The sequence below is a fragment of the Delftia sp. HK171 genome, assembly GCF_001886655.1.
In the GTDB taxonomy this organism is placed as follows: Bacteria; Pseudomonadota; Gammaproteobacteria; order Burkholderiales; family Burkholderiaceae_C; genus Comamonas; species Comamonas acidovorans.
The window spans coordinates 3,912,214-3,932,073 of record NZ_CP018101.1 but is presented as its reverse complement, the minus strand read 5'-3'; the positions used below and the strand labels follow the sequence as shown (position 1 = coordinate 3,932,073).

Annotated in this window: 12 protein-coding genes; 9 read left to right on the top strand and 3 right to left on the bottom strand. The window is 67.8% G+C overall.

The window, feature by feature from the left end:
- Positions 1–77: 77 nt before the first annotated feature.
- Together BO996_RS17660 and BO996_RS17655 are read left to right on the top strand one after the other, a co-directional pair.
- Positions 78–2,153 carry a hypothetical protein gene (locus BO996_RS17660; protein ID WP_071955962.1) on the top strand — a complete coding sequence of 692 codons (2,076 nt, stop codon included), beginning with the start codon at positions 78–80 and terminating at the stop codon, positions 2,151–2,153.
- 136 nt (positions 2,154–2,289) lie between these two features.
- The gene (locus tag BO996_RS17655) at positions 2,290–7,878 is read left to right on the top strand and encodes a DNA repair ATPase (protein ID WP_232240359.1); all 5,589 of its coding nucleotides are present in this window, start codon (positions 2,290–2,292) and stop codon (positions 7,876–7,878) included.
- 1 nt (position 7,879) lies between these two features.
- On the opposite strand, the gene BO996_RS17650 is transcribed toward BO996_RS17655, so the two are convergent.
- From BO996_RS17650 to BO996_RS17640, 3 genes are all read right to left on the bottom strand, one after another.
- Positions 7,880–10,402 (bottom strand): TonB-dependent siderophore receptor, encoded by a 2,523-nt coding sequence (locus BO996_RS17650; RefSeq protein ID WP_232240358.1) that lies wholly within the window; start codon positions 10,400–10,402, stop codon positions 7,880–7,882.
- 114 nt (positions 10,403–10,516) lie between these two features.
- The gene (locus tag BO996_RS17645; protein WP_071955960.1) at positions 10,517–11,518 is read right to left on the bottom strand and encodes a FecR domain-containing protein; all 1,002 of its coding nucleotides are present in this window, start codon (positions 11,516–11,518) and stop codon (positions 10,517–10,519) included.
- Entirely contained in the window at positions 11,518–12,036 is a 519-nt protein-coding gene (locus BO996_RS17640; RefSeq protein ID WP_043822453.1) for a sigma-70 family RNA polymerase sigma factor, read from the bottom strand. Before BO996_RS17640 ends, BO996_RS17645 begins: the two co-directional genes overlap by 1 nt.
- A gap of 271 nt (positions 12,037–12,307) precedes the next feature.
- On the opposite strand from BO996_RS17640, the gene paoA reads away from it, so the two are divergent.
- The 7 genes from paoA to BO996_RS17605 all read left to right on the top strand — a co-directional run bounded on the left by paoA (position 12,308) and on the right by BO996_RS17605 (position 19,844).
- Entirely contained in the window at positions 12,308–12,952 is a 645-nt protein-coding gene (paoA, locus tag BO996_RS17635) for an aldehyde dehydrogenase iron-sulfur subunit PaoA (protein ID WP_071955959.1), read from the top strand.
- Positions 12,949–13,899 carry an FAD binding domain-containing protein gene (locus BO996_RS17630; protein ID WP_071955958.1) on the top strand — a complete coding sequence of 317 codons (951 nt, stop codon included), beginning with the start codon at positions 12,949–12,951 and terminating at the stop codon, positions 13,897–13,899. The genes paoA and BO996_RS17630 overlap by 4 nt, the downstream gene beginning before the upstream one ends.
- A 4-nt stretch (positions 13,900–13,903) precedes the next feature.
- Complete coding sequence (gene paoC / locus BO996_RS17625) at positions 13,904–16,156, top strand: aldehyde oxidoreductase molybdenum-binding subunit PaoC (protein WP_071955957.1); 2,253 nt, start codon at positions 13,904–13,906, stop codon at positions 16,154–16,156.
- A 291-nt stretch (positions 16,157–16,447) separates the two neighbouring features.
- The gene (locus BO996_RS17620; protein ID WP_071955956.1) at positions 16,448–17,788 is read left to right on the top strand and encodes an MFS transporter; all 1,341 of its coding nucleotides are present in this window, start codon (positions 16,448–16,450) and stop codon (positions 17,786–17,788) included.
- Between the two features lie 60 nt (positions 17,789–17,848).
- Complete coding sequence (gene ligA, locus BO996_RS17615) at positions 17,849–18,256, top strand: protocatechuate 4,5-dioxygenase subunit alpha (RefSeq protein ID WP_071955955.1); 408 nt, start codon at positions 17,849–17,851, stop codon at positions 18,254–18,256.
- The gene (locus BO996_RS17610; protein WP_012205638.1) at positions 18,256–19,128 is read left to right on the top strand and encodes a class III extradiol dioxygenase subunit beta; all 873 of its coding nucleotides are present in this window, start codon (positions 18,256–18,258) and stop codon (positions 19,126–19,128) included. Before ligA ends, BO996_RS17610 begins: the two co-directional genes overlap by 1 nt.
- Positions 19,125–19,844: an alpha/beta fold hydrolase gene (locus BO996_RS17605; RefSeq protein ID WP_071955954.1), complete on the top strand. Its 720-nt coding sequence runs from the start codon at positions 19,125–19,127 to the stop codon at positions 19,842–19,844. Before BO996_RS17610 ends, BO996_RS17605 begins: the two co-directional genes overlap by 4 nt.
- Positions 19,845–19,860: the final 16 nt, after the last annotated feature.

Below are 19,860 nucleotides of genomic sequence, written 5' to 3'. Positions count from 1 at the left end.
CGAGCGTCCGTTCGGCGGGCGCGGCCTTTCCGTTTTTTCAGCGTTTTCACAGATAGCAATTCACAGGGGAGATTCGCATGAACATGAGCAACATGGAGTGGTACATCGTCGCCGGGGTGGTGATCGGTTCCGTCTTCGTCGTCATCCTCGGGCTGTTCGCCCTGGTCAAGGCCTTCTACATCAAGGTTCCGCAGGGCACGGCGCTGATCATCAACGACACCACGTCGCAGCCCAAGGTCAAGTTCACGGGCGGCCTGGTGCTGCCGGTGATCCACAAGAAGGAGTTCATGCAGATCTCGCTGCTGACGCTGGAGATCGACCGGCGCGGCAAGGAAGGCCTGATCTGCCGCGACAACATGCGCGCCGACATCACCGTGGCCTTCTACCTGCGCGTCAATGAAACGGCCGAGGACGTGCTCAAGGTGGCCAAGGCCATCGGCGTGGACCGGGCCTCGGACAAGACGGCCGTCAACGAGCTGTTCAACGCCAAGTTCTCCGAGGCGCTCAAGACCGTGGGCAAGCAGATCGAGTTCGTCAAGCTGTTCGAGAACCGCCAGGATTTCCGCGACCAGATCATCCATGTCATCGGCAACGACCTCAACGGCTATGTGCTGGAGGACGTGGCCATCGACTACCTGGAGCAGACACCCAAGTCCTCGCTGGACCCCAACAACATCCTGGATGCCGAGGGCATTCGCAAGATCACCGAGCTGACGGCCAACCAGAACATCGTCACCAACGAACTGGAGCGCAACTCCGACCTGGCCATCACCAAGAAGAACGTGGAGACCAAGGAAGCCATGCTGGCGCTGGAGCGCCAGCAGGCCGATGCCGAGGCGCGCCAAAAGCGCGAGATCGCCACCATCCAGGCCCGCGAGCAGGCCGAAACCCAGAAGGTGCAGGAAGAAGAGCGCCTGAAGGCCGAGCAGGCGCGCATCCAGACCCAGGAGCAGCTGGACATCCGCGAGGAAAACCGCCAGCGCGAAGTGGCCGTGGCCCAGCAAAACCGTGAGCGTGCCGTGGTGATCGAGGTCGAGAAGGTCACGCGCGCCAAGGAGCTGGAGATCGTGGCCCGCCAGCGCGAGGTGGAGCTGCAGCGCATCGAGAAGGAAAAGGCCATCGAGGTCGAGAAGGCCAACATCGCCAACGTGGTGCGCGAGCGCGTGGTGGTGGAGAAGTCCGTGGCCCAGGAAGAGGAACGCATCAAGGAAGTGCGCGTGGTCTCCGAGGCCGAGCGCATGAAGCAGGTCACCGTGCTGACCGCCCAGGCCCAGGCCGAGGAAGACATGGTGCGCCAGGTCAAGAAGGCCGAGGCCGAAGAGGCTTCCTCGCGCCACAAGGCCGTGGAAGTCACGACCATGGCCCAGGCCGAGCTGGAAGCGGCCAGCAAGACCGCCGAAGCCAAGAAGAAGCTGGCCGAGGCCATCGAGGTCGAGCGCGCCGCGCCCGGCCTGGCCGATGCCAGGGTGCGCGAAGTCACCGCCGCCGCCCTGGAAAAGGAAGGCCTGGCCCAGGCCCGCGTGATTGCCGAGAAGCTGATGGCCGAAGCCAAGGGCCATCAGGAAAAGGGCCTGGCCGAGGCGCGCGTCATCGAGGCCACGGCCGATGCCAACGAAAAACAGGGCCTGGCCGATGCCAAGGTGCTGGAAGAACGCCTGCTGGCCCAGGCACGCGGCGAAGCCCAGGTGGGCGCCACCAAGGCCACGGTCACGCGCGACGTGGGCATGTCCGAGGCCGATGTGCTGCGCGACAAGCTCTTCGCCGAGGCCAAGGGCCTGACCGAGAAGTTCACCGCGCTGGCCTCGCTGTCCGACCAGGCGCGCTCGCATGAGGAGTTCCGCATGCAGCTGGAGAAGAACTTCGAGCAGGCGCTGGCCGCCATCGAAGCCAACAAGAGCGTGGCCAAGGACCAGTCCGAGGTGCTGTCGGCCGCGCTCAGCAAGGCCAACATCGACATCGTGGGCGGCGAGGGCGCCTTCTTCGACAACTTCGCCAAGGCGCTGTCCGTGGGCAAGGCCGTGGAAGGCGTGGCGGGCAAGAGCCCCATCGTGCAGGACCTGATCAGCAAGTTCCTCAGCGGCAAGGGCGGCGCATCGCTGCTGAACGCGCTGGGCGACGGCAAGGGCCTGCCGCCCACGCAGAGGGTCGACTGAACAGGGCGGCCGCCCGGCCGCTCCCTCCATCGGCTGCCCAGCCTCCCGCATCCGCCTGCCTCCGCCCGCCTGCCTGCCAGTCAGCTGGCCGGGGAGGGCGTGAATGGTCCCTGACACGCGAAAGCCCGTGACGCCCATGTCCCAACCGTCCCCATCGTCCCCACAGTCCCTGTCCCCCGACACCGCGGCCTCCGCCGTGGACCAGGCAGTCGCCAGCGGCGGCTCCTACGAAGTGCTGGCCAAGCGCCTTGACGGCCAGGGGCAGGCGCTGGAGACGCTGGCACGCCAGCTCAACGAGGAGCGGCTGGAGGAATTCGGCCGCAGCCAGATGGAAGTCATCGGGCGCATGCGCGTGCGCACCGAAAACAACTGCCTGGGCCGCGACATCGCCCAGGTCGGCGGCTACCTGCTGTTTGGCTACAACGTCTTCATGGGCCTGAAGCAGTCCACGCGCGTGGAAGACGTGTTCGTGCTGTACCGCCTGCACGAGGGAGAGCAGGGCTACGAGGTCACGCCGGTCGATCTCAAGGACAGCTTTCTGGGCATACAGAGCTTCGTGCAGGACTTCCAGGAGCTGTACGCCTACTACAAGAACACCCGGCTGATGCAGCTGGCCGTGCGCGACGGCAAGCTGCTGGCGAGCTTTCAGATTGGCGAGCGCCTGTCCGATGTGCGCGTATTCCGCTGGTCCGTGCCCGTCGATGGCCAGCCCATCCGCTACATAGACAACCGGGGCGAGCGCGACATCGAGCTGCCCGCACCGCATGACTTCGAGTGGCAGCGCGCCGGGCGCGAGCAACTGGTGCAGGGGCGCCACCCGCACATCAACGTGCTGGACAAGGTCTTCGTCGAGACCCTGGGCGGCACGCTGACCATCAAGGTCGAGAACAACACCAACGACGGACTGGGCATCTACAGCGAGCCCGTGCAGGAGAAGAACCAGTCGCTGGACGACGCCGTGTTCGAGTACGCCGCCGTCGGCAGCCTGATCCTGCTGAAGATCCTGCCCTACCGCGAAGAGCAGTGGCGCTACCTGATCTTCAACACCCTGTCGCGCCAGGTGCTGCGCATGGACGCCATCGGCGCGGCCTGCATCCAGCTGCCGCAGGACCACGGCATCATCTTCCCCGGCGGCTACTACCTGCAAAGCGGCGAGAACCGCTCGTTCGAGCAGAACATGCAGGGCATGCGCTACCGGCGCAGCATCCGCTCGCCCAACGGCGAGGATGTGCTCTACGTGTTCTACGAGCCCGAGAGCGGGCGCATGGCGCTGTTCAAGTACAACCTGATCGAGCGCGCGCTGCAGCCGCCCATCATCGGCCACGGCTATGCGCGCATGGACGACGGGCGCGTCGTCATCTTCGCGGCCGAGAGCAACGAGGCCTCGCGCGTGCACCCCATGCAGGTCTGGCGCACGCCCTTTGCCTCGGACGACTATGCGGCACGCCAGCCGCAGCGCGACAGCTTCCTGGGCCGCATCGGCAATGCCGAGCTGGTCAGCGGCATCTCCGACCTGTACAGCGTGCGCAAGGAAATCGCGGCCACCGAGGTCTCGCTGCCGCGCTACGAGCGCCTGATCGACGCCGCGCGCCGCCTGTTCGAGCGCTACCACTGGCTGGGCGCGCCGCAGCTCAAGGGCGTGCACGAGACCCTGCTGGGCATTGTCGCCACGGGTGATGCGGTCATCGACGAGTACGAAAAGGTCGAGAGCATCCGCAACGCCTCGGCCAAGGCCATGGGCGAGGTTTCCAGCCGCCACGGCCAGTTGCTCAAGACACTGCGGCTGGCCGACTGGAAAAGCATTGGCGAGTACGTGGACGCGCTCACCCAGCTGGGCCAGTTGCGCGGCCAGCTCATGGCCACGCGCGACCTGCGCTATGTGGACCAGGCCGCCATCGACACCATGGTGCAGGGCGTCAACGAGGCCCAGGCCGAAGTCTCCCAGCGCACGGCCGCCTTCATTGCCACCGACGAGGCCATGCAGCCCTATGCCGACCAGTTGCAGGCACTGGACCAGGCCGCGCAGGCGGCAGCCACGGTGGCGCAGATCAACGAGCCGCTGGCGCGCATGGCCGACATGGCGGCCGCGCTGGACATGCTGTCCGAGCTCATGGGCAGCCTGTCCATCGACGACGCCACGCAGCGCACCCAGGTGGTGGATCGCATCTCGGCCGTCTACGCGCGCCTGAACCAAGTGCGTGCACGCGCCGAGCAGCGCCGGTCGGGCCTGGGCGGCGCCGAGAACGTGGCCCAGTTCGCCGCCCAGCTGGCGCTGTTCTCGCAAAGCATCGTCAGCGCCCTGGGCCTGGCGCAGACGCCCGAGAAATGCGACGAGCAGTTGGCGCGCCTGCTGGTGCAGCTGGAGGAAATCGAAAGCCGCTTCGGCGAGCACGAGCAGTTCCTCGGCGACATCATGGCCAAGCGCGAGGAGGTGCTGGAGAGCTTCGAGGCGCGCCGCCAGTCGCTGCAGGACGAGCGCCAGCGCAAGGCGCAGGGCGTGCTGGACGCGGCCCTGCGCATCGTGCAAAGCCTGCCCAAGCGCACCGAAAAACTCGCCAGCGCCGATGCCCTGCATGCCTTTTTTGCGGGCGATCCGCTGATCGGCAAGCTCAAGGAGCTGGCCCAGCGCCTGCGCGAGCAACTGCATGACCCGGTCAAGGCCGACGACATCGACGGCCGCGTCAAGAACCTGCGCGACCAGGCGTTTCGCGCGCTGCAGGACCGCACCGAGCTGTACGAAGGCGACGGCGCCATCATCCGCCTGGGCCGCCACCGCTTCAGCGTGGGCAACCAGGAGCTGGACCTGACCCTGCTGCCGCGCAACGGCGAACTGTTCCTGCACCTGGTCGGCACCGAGTATTTCGAGCCCATGGACAACCCGGAGCTGGCCGCCCTGCAGGCCTACTGGGATGCCTCCACGCCGGCCGAATCGCCGCAGTTCTACCGGGGCGAATACCTGGCCCTGGAAGTGGTGCTGGCTGCGCGCCAGCGCCGTGACGGCTGGAGCGAGGCCCGGCTAGCCCAGTTGCTGCCCGACGAGGCGGCACTGACCCAGGCCATCCGCGAATTCTCCGCGCCGCGCTACCGCGAAGGCTATGAGCGCGGCATCCACGACCATGATGCGGCCCGCATCCTGCAGGTACTGCTGCCCCTGCGCGATGCCGCCGGCGTGCTGCGCTTTGCGCCCGACGCCCGTGTGCTGGCCCTGCTGTTCTGGAGCGCACAGGCCCAGGTGCAGCAGCCGCAGCTGGCTGCCGCCATGGCGCAGTGGCCGCTGCGCGCCCAGCAGGCCCAGGCCATGCAGCAGATGTTCGGCAGCGAGGCCGAACAGCTGAGCCTGCGCACCGACATCTCCGAGCGCCTGCGCGCCTATGCCGAAGAGCGGGGCCTGCTGCGCGACCTGCTGCCAGGACAGGCGGCGCCCGCAGACAGCGATATCGACAGCCTGATCCACGGCGCCGCCGACTACCTGCAGGCCGAGCTGGCGCAAAAGGCCGTGCGCTTTTCCTTCTCCAGCTACAGCCAGTCGGCCATTGCCGCGCTGCAGGCCGCCGTGCAGCAGCAGGCCCAGCCGCTGCAGCGCTGGGAAGAAATGCAGGCCTACTGGCAGGGCGAGGACCGGCGCGACAAGGCCGTGGCGCCGCTGGACCAGCGCTGGCGCAGCGCGCTGCACTGGCTGCAGACCGCCTGCCGCGCGCTGGACGACGGGCAAGGGCAGGCCTGGCTGGCCTATTGTGGCGAGGCCGCCGCCTGGCTGTGCTGTGCCGGCCAGTTGCCCTGCAAGGTCAGCAGCGTGGACCTGCGCCACGAAGTGTCGGGCCTGCTGGGCCAGCATCCGCGCATTGCAGACGGCCGCATGTGGCTGCAGATCGACGACCTGGGCCAGCGCGCCGCGCGCCATTTCCGCAGCTTTGTCCCCGAGTTCGGCCGCTACCAGGCGCTGCGCCAGCAGCTGCTGCAGGACTGGCGCTCGCGCGTGCGGGTGGAGGAATTCAAGGCCCGGCCGCTGTCGTCCTTTGTGCGCAACCGGCTCATCAACGAGATCTACCTGCCCGTGATCGGGGACAACCTGGCCAAGCAGATCGGCGTGGCCGGCGAGAACAAGCGCACCGACCAGATGGGCCTGCTGATGATGATCTCGCCGCCCGGCTACGGCAAGACCACGCTGATGGAGTACGTGGCCAACCGCCTGGGCCTGATCTTCATGAAGATCAACGGCCCGGCGCTGGGCCACTCCGTGCGCTCGCTGGACCCGGCCCAGGCGCCGGACGCCACGGCGGCCAAGGAGCTGGAAAAGCTCAACCTGGCGCTGGAGATGGCCAACAACGTGATGCTGTACATCGACGATATACAGCACACGCACCCCGAGTTCCTGCAGAAATTCATCTCGCTGTCGGACGGCACGCGCCGCATCGAGGGCGTGTGGAAGGGCCAGACCCGCACCCACGACATGCGCGGCAAGCGCTTTTGCGTGGTGATGTCGGGCAACCCGTACACCGAGTCGGGCGAGGTCTTCAAGATCCCCGACATGCTGGCCAACCGTGCCGACATCTACAACCTGGGCGACGTGCTGGGCGGCATGCAGGAGGTGTTCAAGCTCAGCTACATCGAAAACAGCATGACCTCGAACGCCGTGCTGGCGCCGATGGCCACGCGCAGCCTGCAGGACCTGTACCTGCTGCTGGACAAGGCGCAGGGCCGGGAGGTCTCGGGCAATGCGCTGTCGCACGACTACTCATCGGCCGAGCTGCGCGAGATCGAGGCCGTGCTGGCCCGCATGGTGCAGGTGCGTGAACTGGTGTTCAAGGTCAACCAGCAGTACATCCAGAGCGCCGCGCAGGACGACGGCTACCGCACCGAGCCGGCCTTCCGGCTGCAGGGCAGCTACCGCAACATGAACAAGCTGGCCGAGAAGATCACGCCCGTGATGAACGACCAGGAAATGCAGCAGATGCTGGCCGACCACTATCAGGGCGAAGCGCAGATGCTGACCACGGGCGCAGAGGAGAACCTGCTCAAGCTCGCCGAGCTGCGCGGGCAGATGAGCGACGAGGACAGCGCCCGCTGGCAGCAGATACGTCAGCAGTTCCTGCGCCGCCAGGCCGCAGGCGGCGCCAATGCCGACGCCGCCACGCGCGTGACGGCACAGCTGGTCGATCTGGTCGCCGCCACGCGCGAGGTGGCCCAGTCGGTGTCCCAGTCCCAGCAGCAGGCAGTGCAGGAAGACGCCGCCGACCAAGCCCACGCATCGGCAGCGGCCGCGCAGGCCGCCGCCAGGGACGCTGACCAATCCCAGACGCTACAGGCGCTTCAGGCTCTGCTGGCGCGGCTGCTGCAAACCCAAAGTGCCGCAGGCGACTCGCTGCACGGCATACGCGAACTGATGGCACAAAGGGCGGCCAGCGAGCCCGTCAGCACCCAGGCCAGCACCCCGTCGGAGGTGCAGGCCGCCCAGGACCGTCAGGCCCTGGTCCACATGATGGGCCAACTGCTGACCCGCTCGCTGGCCCAGTCCCTGGAGCCCGTGGTCACGCACCTGGACCAGGCCCGCCGCCAGCAGCTGGGCCTGCACCGCGTGCTGATGCAGGTGGCCACGCGCATGCAGGAGCAGATCGACGCCCAGCGCGCGGGCCGTCCCGTGCCGGCTGCGGGCGCCATACGCTCCGAGGAAATCGACAAGGCCTTCGAGCGCATGCAGCGCGGCGACGTACCGCCTGCGGCCTAGCTCAGAAACGCCCGCGCACCGTCAGCATCACATTGCGCGGCTCGCCGAAGTAGTTGGAACCGTAGGCGGCCCACACGCGCTGGTAGTACACCTTGTCGAACAGGTTGTTGATGGTGAGCGTGGCGTCCACATGGCGGTTGATGCGGTAGCCGAGCTGCAGCGTCGCCGTGGTGACCGGACCCTGCGAGAACTTCACATCGCCGTTGAGCCGGTACATGCGGCTGACGCTGCGCAGGCCGCCGCCCAGGCTGAAGCCCTCCAGCGCGCCGGTGCCGAACTGGTAGCGCGTCCACAGGTTGAAGCTGTGGCGCGGGGCGATGAAGGTGTACAGCTGGGCCTTCTGGTCGGGCGTGCCCTCCAGTGTCTTGGTCTGTGTGTAGGCGTAGCCGGCCGACACATTCCATCCGGGCGCAATGCGCCCGCCGATCTCGGCTTCCACGCCCTGGCTGCGCATCTTGCCGGATGCCACCGAGAACAGCGGATTGGCCGGATCGGTCATGGCGCGGTTGGTGTCCTCCATGCGGAAGATGGCGGTGCGCGCGTTGAGCTGGCCGTCCATCCACTCGCCCTTGAGTCCTGCCTCGTACTGCTGGCCCACGCGTGGGCGCAGGGTGTTGCCCGCGGCGTCGCTGGTGGTCTGCGGCGCAAAGATGCGCGTGTAGCTGGCATAGGCCGACACCTGGTCATTCAGGTCCAGCACCAGACCGGCATAGGGCGTGAACTTGCCGTTGATGCGGTTGTCGGTTTCCGAGAACTGGTTGAAGTAGGCATTGCGGTTGATGGCGTGGTTCTGCCACCAGGTCATGCGCCCGCCCACGCTGATGAGCAGGCGGTCCACGGGGCGCAGATTGGCGCGCCCATACAGGCCGAACTGCTCGGTGCGGTTGTCGTTGCCGTTGGAGAAGCTGTAATTGGTCGGCAACGGCACGTTGTTGTCGGGCTGGTAGATGTTGATGGGCGCGTTGTCGCCGCCGCCGTACTGGAAGTTCTTGCGGATCTTGCGGTAGTCGGCGCCCACGGCCAGCTCGTTGCGGGTGCTGCCGAAGGCGCTGAAGGGCAGGCTGGCGGAGGCGTCCAGGCCATGCGTCTTCCAGTGGCTGCGATAGGCCCAGCTGACCAGGCAGCTGTCGCCCGTGGCCGGGTCGGCGGCGCAGTCCGACCAGCCGAACATGCGCGAGGGCTCGTCCTGCTCGCGGTACATGGCGTTGAGCCTGATGCGCCCACCGTTGTCCAGTCGGTGCAGCAGCTCGGCAAAGTACTCCGTGTTCTTTTCCGTGATGTGGTTCCAGATGGGGTCCAGGTAGCTGGAGCGAGGAATGTCCAGCAACTGCCCATCGGGCAGGGCCGGCAGCCCGAAGGCCGGGCGGCCCTTGTACTGTTGGTAGCTGCCGCCGGCCGTGAGCGTGGTGGACGGGGCCAGGTCCACCTCGACCACGCCGTAGACCAGGGGCTTGCGCGAGTACACATGGTCCACGAAGGATTGCTGGTCCTGGTAGGCCGTGACCAGCCGGCCGCGTACGCGGCCGTCGCGGGACAGCGGGCCGGTCATGTCGGCCTCTGCGTAGTAGCGCTGCCACGAGCCTGCCGAGAACTGCGTGTTGAACTCGGCCTGCGCCTTGGGGCGCTTGCGCACCAGGTTGATGGAGCCGCCCGGATCGCCCGCGCCCTGGAACAGCCCGGCCGGGCCGCGCAGCAGCTCGATGCGGTCGTACATGGCCATGCCGAAGCCGGTGGACAGGTCATTGCCGGTGCTGGCCGGCATGTTCACGCCATCGGTCTGCACCGTATCCACGGCATAGCCGCGCAGATAGAAGTTGCCATGGTTGCCGCCCGTGCTGCCGGGCTCCACGGTGACGCCGGCCAGGGTGCGCATGGCATCGTCCAGGCTCTGGATGTTCTGGTCTTCCAGCATCTGGCGTGTGACCACGGACACGGATTGCGGAATCTCGCGCAGGCTTTGCACGCTCTTGCCCAGCGTTACCACCCTGGCCGTGTAGGCGCCGGTGTCCTCGGTGGCGGTGGAGTGCTCGGCCCGGGCGTTCACCCGCACCTCGCCCAGGGTGAAAGACGCCGCGGCGGCCGCAGGCGGCGTGACCACGGGATGGGCCGCGCTCTTGCGCAGCACGTAGACGCCCTGGCCGGCCTGCACCGCCTCCAGCCCCGTGCCGCGCAGCAGCTGCGCAAGCCCGCCCGTCAGCTCGAAGCGTCCCTTGAGGCCGGCGGACTGCAGGCCCTGCGTCAGGCGCGGGTCGGCCGACAGCGTCACGCCCGACTCGCCGGCCAGACGCGACAGTGCCTGGCTCAGCGAACCAGCGGGAATGTCGTACTCGCGTGCTGTCTGCGCGGCCGGGGCGCTTGGGATGGCCTGTGCGGCTGCCGCACCGGCGGCGCCCAGCATCAGCCCGAGCAGGGCAGCCTGAACGGGCCGGCGCACAAGTCGGTGCGAAAGGCGCTGGTGGACCGAGGCGGCAAGCGCCGAAAGAGGGAAGGGGGCCGTGGCGGCCAGGGAAATACGCTGCGCCATGAAGAACTGTCCTTTGGAAGACGAGGGAAGCGGTGCCCAGCCAGCCTGGGACGCGCCGTTGAAGCTGTCTTCCTGTATGACCGCCGATCCCGCAAAAGGGGACATGCCGCAGGCTCAGGGCGCGGCCAAGCCCGAAATCTGCACCCAGTAGCGCGTGCGCTGGTGGATGCGCACCGGCAGCGAAGCGGCCAGCGCCAGCAGGGCCTGGTCCGTGTCGCGCAGCTGGAAGGCGCCGCTCACGGGCAGACGGGCCACGGCCGGGTCGCAGCGCAGAATGCCGGGCCGGTAGCGCGACAGTTCGGCCACGAATTCGCCCAGCGGCGTTTTCTCGGCATAGAGCACGCCCTGCGTCCAGCCGTCCGAGGCCAGGCCAGCGGGCTGCACAGGCTCTGCCGCGCCGCTGCCCATGCGCGCCTGCTGGCCCGCCGACACGCGCACGGGCTCGCCGCCCCGTGCCGGGCGCAGCTGCACCGCACCTTCGCGCACGACGACCAGGGTGCTCTCATCGTCCAGAATGCGCGCCGCATAGCGTGTGCCCAGGGCCAGCGCCGTGCCCTGCGGCGTCTGCACAAGAAACGGGCGGCCGGCCGCATCGGCAGCGGTCTGTATCCACACGGCGCCCGCGCGCAGTACCAGGCGGCGCTCCATGGCGGTGAAGGCAATGTCCACGGCGCTGCCGGTATCCAGCTGCATGCGGCTGTCGTCTGGCAGCTGCAGTTCGCGGCGCTCGCCCGTGGCCGTGCGCACGTCGGCAGACCAGGCCGACCACGGTCCGGCGCGCCAGGCCAGATAGCCTGCAGGCCCGGCCACGATCAGCGCGGCCAGCAGCTGCGTGGTGGCGCGGCGCCGGGCGCTCCCTGCATCCCTCAGGGCCGCCGCCCCCAGCGGGCCCAGGGCCGCGCCGTTGCCGGATGGCGCTGTGGCCGTGCCCACGCGTCCCATCACCAGCTCGGCGCGTTGCCAGGCGGCTTCGTGCTGCGGATCGGCTGCGCGCCAGCGGGCCAGCGCCTGTGCCTGGCCCGCATCTTGCGGCTCGCATTGAACGCGCACCAGCCATTCGGCTGCTTCGCGCGCGGCGCGCGCATCGATGGCGCTGGAGGTGGACGAAGCGCCCATCAGCAGACCAGCACGATGCACTGCGCAAAGGCCTGGGCCATGAAGCGCTTGATGGTGCGTTCGGTCACCCCCAGGCGCTCCGCCGCCTGGGCGTAGGTCAGTCCGTCCAGTTGCGACAGCAGGAAGGCCTCGCGCACCTTGGGCGGCAGGCCGTCGAGCATGGCGTCGATCTGGTGCAGCGTCTGCAGGATCAGCAGCCGCTCCTCGGGCGAGGGCGCCATGGGCTCGGGCATTTGCGCCAGGGTGTCCAGCCAGGCTCGCTCCAGCGATTGGCGCTGCACGTGGTTGATCAGCAGGTTGCGCGCCACCGTGGTGAGGTAGGCGCGCGGCTCGCGCATCTGCAGATCGCCGCGTGCTGTCTGGGTGGACAGCAGGCGAACGAAGGTGTCATGCGCCAGGTCGGACGCGTGGTCCGAGCCGCCCAGCTTGCGGCGCAGCCAGCCCAGAAGCCAGGGGTGATGCGCCCTGTAGATGGCTTCAACATCGCTGTGCGAGGTGGCGCAGTGTGGAGCAGACACGGTCTGGAAACTCTGGAAGACAGCCCCGAAGGCCTGTGGAGATGAAGGTCGGAAATAAGAATCGGTCGCAATTATAGGGATGCGGTGGCCGGATTTTTCCTTGTCGATGGCTTGGCCGTTGCGGTCCTTGGCTGAGCCGACATCGCAAACCTCGATGTCCCGGACATGGGTCCCTCACCTACAGCCTGACCCAGCTCAGGCGCCGATGCTGGGGCAGCGTGTCCGCCACGGCGTGCACGTCCCACGAACAAGCCCACACGATGGACGCCCCATGGAACACAACCCCCAGCTTTCCGTCTCCCGCAGGGACCTGCTGATCGCAGGTGCCTCCACGGCTGCGGCAACGGCCGTGCCTCGATCGGCCGGCGCGCAAGTGCAGCCTCCCTCCATCCCCGAAGGGGTCCAACTGCCCGTCACCCTGCAGGTGAACGGCCAGGAACACCGCCTGGACCTGGACACCCGCACCACGCTGCTCGACGCCCTGCGCGAGCACCTGCACCTGACCGGCACCAAGAAAGGCTGCGACCATGGCCAGTGCGGGGCCTGCACGGTGCTGGTCAATGGCCGGCGCGTGGTGTCCTGCCTGAGCCTGGCCGTGATGAACCAGGGCGCCGCCGTGACCACCATCGAAGGCCTGGGCACGCCGCAGTCGCCGCACGCCATGCAGGCCGCCTTCGTGCGGCACGACGGTTTCCAGTGCGGCTACTGCACGCCGGGGCAGATCTGTTCTGCCGTAGGCATGCTCGATGAAATCAAACGCGGCATGCCCAGCCATGCCAGCGAAGACATCGTGGCCCAGCCCCTGGTGTCGGCCCATGAACTGCGTGAACGCATGAGCGGCAACCTGTGCCGCTGCGGGGCGTATTCCAACATCGTCGATGCCATCACCGAAGTGGCGGGGGAGGGCAGGACATGATTGCCTTCACCTACGAACGCGCCCAGTCCCCCGCGCAGGCTGCCGCCGCCGTGGCGGCCCGGCCGGGCGCCCGCTTCATCGCCGGGGGCACGAATCTGCTGGACCTGATGAAGCTGCAGATAGAAACCCCCGTGCATCTGGTCGATGTGAACGGCACCGGCATGGACACCGTGGAGCCCACCGCGCAGGGCGGCTTGCGCATAGGCGCATTGGTGCGCAACAGCGACCTGGCCGCCCATGCGCGCGTGCGCCGCGACTACGGCGTGCTGACGCGCGCCCTGGTGGCCGGCGCCTCGGGCCAGTTGCGCAATATGGCGACCACAGGCGGCAATCTGCTGCAGCGCACCCGCTGCCCGTATTTCTACGACACCAACATGCCGTGCAACAAGCGCGTGCCGGGCAGCGGCTGTTCGGCCATTGCCGGCGTGAGCCGCCAGCATGCGGTGATCGGCGGCAGCGAGGCCTGCATTGCCACCCATCCCAGTGACATGGCCGTGGCGCTGCGCGCGCTGGACGCCACGGTGGAAACCATCCAGGCCGACGGCAAGGCCCGCGTCATCCCCATTGCCGACTTCCACCGGCTGCCCGGCAGCACGCCGCATGTAGAGACGGCCTTGCAGGCCGGCGAACTGATCACCTCCGTCACCCTGCCGCCCCCGCCGGGCGGCACGCACATCTATCACAAGGTGCGCGACCGGGCTTCCTATGCCTTTGCGCTGGTGTCGGTGGCTGCCATCGTGCAGCGCGACGGCAGCGGGCGCGTGGCCCTGGGCGGCGTGGCGCACAAGCCCTGGCGGCTGGAGGCGGCCGAAGCACAGATGCCGCAGGGAGCCAAGGCCGTCACCGACCGCCTGCTGGCAGGCGCCCGGCCCACGCACGACAACGCCTTCAAACTCACGCTGGCCGAGCGCACGCTTGCCTCCGTGCTGGACCAGGCCAGGAACTGACGCCATGAAATTCGACACCCCCGCAACGGTCAACCCCATTGACCAGCTCAAGATCATCGGCCAGCCGATGAACCGCATCGACGGCCTGCTCAAGACCACCGGCACGGCGCCGTATGCCTATGAGCGGCATGACGTGGTCCAGCACCCGGCCTATGGCTATGTGGTGGGCTCGGCCATTGCCAAGGGCCGCATCCGCAGCATCGGGCTGGCGCAGGCAAGCCGCGCGCCCGGCGTGCTCGCCATCGTCACCGCACAGACCGCTGGCAAGCTGGGCCAGGGCAAGATGAACACCGCGCCGCTGCTGGCAGGCCCCCAGGTGGCCCACTACCACCAGGCCGTGGCCCTGGTGGTGGCGGAAACCTTCGAGCAGGCGCGCGCTGCCGCGCAATTGGTCCGTGTGGACTACGAGCCCGTGGCTGGCGCCTATGACCTGGCCAAGGCCAAGGACTCCGCCGTGCCACCCGACAGCATCAATGGCGATGCGCCGGACACGGCCATTGGCGATTTCGAAGGCGCCTTCGCTTCGGCCGCCGTGAAGGTGGACGCCACATACACCACGCCAGACCAGTCGCACGCCATGATGGAGCCCCATGCCACGCTGGCCGCATGGAAGGGCGACCAGCTCACGGTATGGACCTCGAACCAGATGATTGCCTGGGGGCAGGGCGAGCTGGCAAAGACGCTGGGCATTCCCAAGGACAAGGTGCGCCTGGTCTCGCCATTCATTGGCGGCGGTTTTGGCGGCAAGCTGTTCCTGCGGGCCGATGCACTGCTGGCCGCACTGGGGGCGCGAGCGGCAGGCCGGCCCGTCAAGGTCGCACTGCAGCGCCCGCTGATGGCCAACAACACCACGCACCGCCCGGCCACCATCCAGCGTGTGCGCATCGCGGCAGGGCAGGACGGAAAAATCACCGCCATCGGCCACGAAAGCTGGTCGGGCGACCAGTCCGGGGGATCGGCGGACGGTGCCGTGGACCAGACCCGCCGCATGTATGCCGGCACCCATCGCATGACCGCCACGCGCCTGGCCGTGCTGGACCTGCCCGAGGCCAATGCCATGCGCGCCCCCGGCGAGGCCACGGGGCACATGGCCCTGGAGGTTGCCATGGACGAGCTGGCGGAAAAGCTCGGCATCGATCCCGTGGAGCTGCGCATCCGCAACGACACCCAGGTGGTGCCGGACAGCGGCAAGAAGCCGCAACCCAAGGCGAAGGAGGGCATCCCTGCCCAGGAGCACAAGCCGTTTTCCCGCCGTGAATTCGTGCAGTGCCTGCGCACGGGCGCCGAGCGCTTCGGATGGAGCCAACGCAATCCCCAGCCGGCCCAACGACGCGAAGGGCGCTGGCTGATTGGCCTGGGCATGGCCGGCGCCTACCGAGGCGCCCCTGTCATGAAGTCCGCCGCCCGCGTGCGCCTGGACAGGCAGGGCATGCTCACCGTGGAAACCGACATGACCGACATCGGCACGGGCAGCTACACCATCATTGCCCAGACGGCGGCCGAGATGCTGGGCCTGCCGCTGCAGCAGGTGCGCGTGCGGCTGGGCGATTCCGGCTTTCCCGTCTCGGCCGGCTCGGGCGGGCAATGGGGCGCGGCCAGTGCCACCTCCGGCGTCTATGCCGCCTGCGTGAAGCTGCGCGAGGCCGTGGCGCGCAAGCTGGGCATGGACCCGGCGACGGCCGAATTCTCGGATGGGCATGTGCAGGCGGGCGGCAAGCGCCGGGCCCTGGCCAGCGCTGCCGGCGACGCCGACCTGACGGCCGAGGACGCCATCGAATTCGGCGTGCTCGACAAGAAGATGCAGCAGTCCACCTTTGGCGCTCACTTCGTGGAGGTCGCCGTGGACACCTTCACTGCCGAGGTCCGCGTGCGCCGCATGCTGGCTGTTTGCGCGGCCGGCCGCATCCTCAATCCCAAGACGGCCCGCAGCCAGGTCATCGGCGCCATGACCATGGGCGTGGGCGCGGCACTGATGGAAGAGCTGGCCGTGGACACGCGCCTGGGCTATTTCGTCAACCATGACCTGGCAGGCTACGAGGTGCCCGTGCATGCCGACATCCCGCACCAGGAAGTGATCTTTCTGGACGAGGTCGATCCCATGGCCTCGCCCATGAAAGCCAAGGGTGTGGGCGAGCTGGGCATCTGCGGCGTGAGCGCAGCCATTGCCAACGCCATCCACAACGCCACCGGCGTGCGGGTGCGCGACTACCCGATCACGCTGGACAAGCTGCTGGCAGGACTGGGGAGGCTGGCATGAGAGGGGACTGCACCTGAGGCAGCCCGCTCAGGTCCTGGATTCTTGATGAACGAAGGCCGGTCACCTCTGGGTGGCCGGCCTTTTTGCACGCGGCCATCAATAGAACGCATAGCTTGCGCGTCCGTCGGCATTGGCCTGGAAAGGCTGGCGTGGAGATACTTTTTGCACTGGGGAATGTAGGCGCTGTGCGCTCCGAATGCAGGCCGCCCCCAGTTTTCCCACAGAAGAACCTGGCCTGGGCGCAAAGCGCCTGCCAGGGCAAAGAGACAACCTGCTCCGACAAGGACTTGTATGAAAGATATCCGCAAGACGATGGACGAGGGCGCCATGGCGCCGTTCCAGTGGCTGGCCGTGGCCATCTGCATCCTGCTCATCATGCTGGACGGCTTCGATGTGCTGGTGATGGCCTTCACCGCCTCGGCCGTCGCTGCCGAATGGAAGCTCAACGGGGCGCAGCTGGGCGTGCTGTTCAGCGCCGGTCTGATCGGCATGGCCCTGGGCTCGCTGTTCCTGGCGCCCGTGGCCGACCGCCGTGGCCGGCAACCCATCATCGTGCTGTGCCTGGTGCTGGTGTCCGTGGGCATGCTGCTGTCTGCGGCAGCGCGCAGCCATGTCGAGCTGGCAGCCCTGCGCGCCATGACGGGCGTGGGCATTGGCGGCATGCTGGCCAGCGTGGGGGTGATCACCTCTGAGTATTCATCGAACAAATGGCGCAGCACGGCGATTGCGCTGCAGGCCACGGGCTATCCGATTGGCGCCACGCTGGGCGGACTCATGGCCGCCTGGCTGCTGACACACCATGGTTGGCGCTCGGTCTTTGTGTTCGGCGGCCTGGCCACGGCGCTGATGGTGCCCATCGTGCTGTGGCGCCTGCCGGAGTCGGTGGATTTCCTGATGGGCCGTCGCCCGGCGCGTGCGCTGGAAAAGCTCAACCGCCTGATGGCACTCATGGGGCACCCCGCCATGCTGCAGTTGCCCGCGCAAGCTGGCGGTGACGTCCAGCAGGGCAATACAGTGGCCGCCTTGTTCAGGAACGGCCTGGCGCGCCCCACGCTCATGCTCTGGGCCGGCTTCTTCCTGCTGATGTTCAGCGTCTACTTTTCCCTGAGCTGGACGCCCAAGCTGCTGGTGCAGGCCGGCCTGTCGGCACAGCAGGGCGTGACGGGCGGCGTGCTGCTCAACCTGGGCGGCATTGCCGGCGGCAGCCTGTTCGGCCTGCTGGCGGTCAAGGCCAAGCTGCGGCATCTGGCCATGGGCAGCCTGCTGCTGAATGCCTTGTTCACCGCGCTGTTCGGCCTGGCCTCTGCCAGCCTGGGCTGGGCGTTCGCCGCAGCGGTGGGCGTGGGCGTGTTCCTGTTCGCCTCCATGGCCGGGCTGTACGGGTTGGTGCCGGCCACCTATCCGGCCCAGGTGCGCGCCACCGGCATGGGCTGGGCCATAGGCATTGGGCGCATAGGCGCCATCGTGGCGCCCACCATGGCTGGCCTGCTGCTGGACGGTGGCTGGCAGCCTGCCTCGCTGTACTACGTCTTTGCCTTGCCGCTGATTGCCGCTGCGCTGGCCGTGTGGGCCACGGGCGCCGGCCGCGCCCTGGCGCCGGGGGGTGGCGCGCTGCGAGCGCCTGGTGCTTGATCCTTGAACCCCTATCCGTGAGCACGCGCCCGAGCGCCCAAGCGCAGGAGAAACACTTCCATGGCATTGGACAAACCCTATCTCGACGTACCGGGAACCACGGTCTTCGACGCCGAGCAATCCCGCCAGGGCTACTGGCTCAACCAGTTCTGCATGTCGCTGATGAAGGCCGAGAACCGCGAGCGCTTTCGGGCTGACGAGCGCGCCTATCTGGGCGAATGGGCCATGACGGCCGAGCAAAGACAGGCCGTGCTGGACCGCGACCTGAACCGCTGCATTGCGCTGGGCGGAAACATCTACTTCCTCGTGAAGATCGGCGCCACCGACGGCGTCAGCGTGCAGAACATGGTCTCGACCATGAGCGGCATGAGCGAGGAGGGCTACCGCCAGATGATGCTGGGCGGCGGACGCAGCATCGAAGGAAACCGCTACCTGCATGAGCAGGAAAGACAGGAAAAAGGCATCTGATGGCACGCATCACCGCATCCGTCTACACCTCGCATGTGCCCGCCATCGGCGCGGCCATGGATCTGGGCAAGGCGGGCGACCCCTATTGGCAGCCTTTGTTCAAGGGCTTCGAGCACTCGCGCCAATGGCTCAAGGACAACAGGCCCGACGTGATCTTCCTGGTCTACAACGACCACGCGACCGCTTTCAGCCTGGACTTCATCCCGACGTTTGCCATCGGCACGGCCGCTGAATACCAGCCCGCCGACGAAGGCTGGGGCCCGCGCCCCGTGCCCAAGGTCGTCGGCCATCCGGAGCTGGCCAGCCACATCGCGCAGTCGGTGATCCAGCAGGACTTCGACCTGACCATCGTCAACAAGATGGACGTGGACCACGGCCTGACCGTGCCGCTGTCGCTGATGTGCGGCCAGCAGGACGCACGCACGGGCGCCTGGCCCTGCCCGGTGATTCCGTTTGCCGTGAACGTGGTGCAGTACCCCGTGCCGTCGGGCCAGCGCTGCTTCAACCTGGGCCGCGCCATCCGCCGCGCCGTGGAAAGCTTCGACGAAGACCTGAACGTGCAGATCTGGGGCACGGGCGGCATGAGCCACCAGCTGCAGGGCGCGCGCGCGGGCCTGATCAACAAGGAGTGGGACAACCGCTTCCTGGACCTGCTGATCGAGAACCCTGCCGGCCTGGCCAAGATGCCGCATATCGACTACGTGCGCGAGGCTGGCTCCGAAGGCATCGAGCTGGTGATGTGGCTGATCGCGCGCGGTGCCATGGCCGATGTGGATGGCCCCGCGCCGCTGCCCAAGGTCAACCACCGCTTCTACCATGTGCCGGCATCGAACACCGCTGTCGGACACCTCATCCTGGAGAACGCAGCATGAGCCGGCCTTGCGTGGTACTTCTGCCGGGCCTGCTGTGCGACGAGACGGTCTGGCACGAGCAGCAGGCGGCCCTGTCCTTTGCCGGTGCTGCCGAGTGCATTGTTCCGTCCTATGGCGCGGCGGCCACCATCGAAGACATGGCGCGCCTTGTGCTGGACTGCGTGGCGGCCGAGCGGTTTTCGCTGGCGGGCCATTCCATGGGCGGGCGCGTGGCCCTGGCCATTGCCGGCATGGCTCCCCAGCGCGTGGAACGGCTGGCCTTGCTGGACACCGGCATGGACCCCATCGCCCCGGGTGAGGCCGGCGAGAGCGAACGCGCCAAGCGCATGGCGCTCTTGCAGATCGCCCGGCACAGCGGCATGCGCGAGATGGGCCTGCAATGGGCGCGCGGCATGGTGCATCCCGACCGGCTTGACACGCCACTGTTTGGCGAGGTGCTCGACATGGTGGCGCGCTTCACGCCCGAGGTGTTTGCTGCGCAGATCAATGCCTTGCTGAACCGCCCCGATGCGGGCGATGTGCTCCGGCAACTGCGCTGCCCGACCCTGCTGGCCTGCGGTCGCCAGGATGCCTGGAGCCCGCTGTCACGCCATGAACGCATGCAGGCCCTGTGCCCGGGCGCCGAGCTGGTGGTGATCGAGGACAGCGGCCACATGAGCACCATGGAGCAGCCGCAGCAGGTGTCGCGGGCACTGCTCGACTGGATGGGTCGCTGAGCGAGCGCTGCGCTCA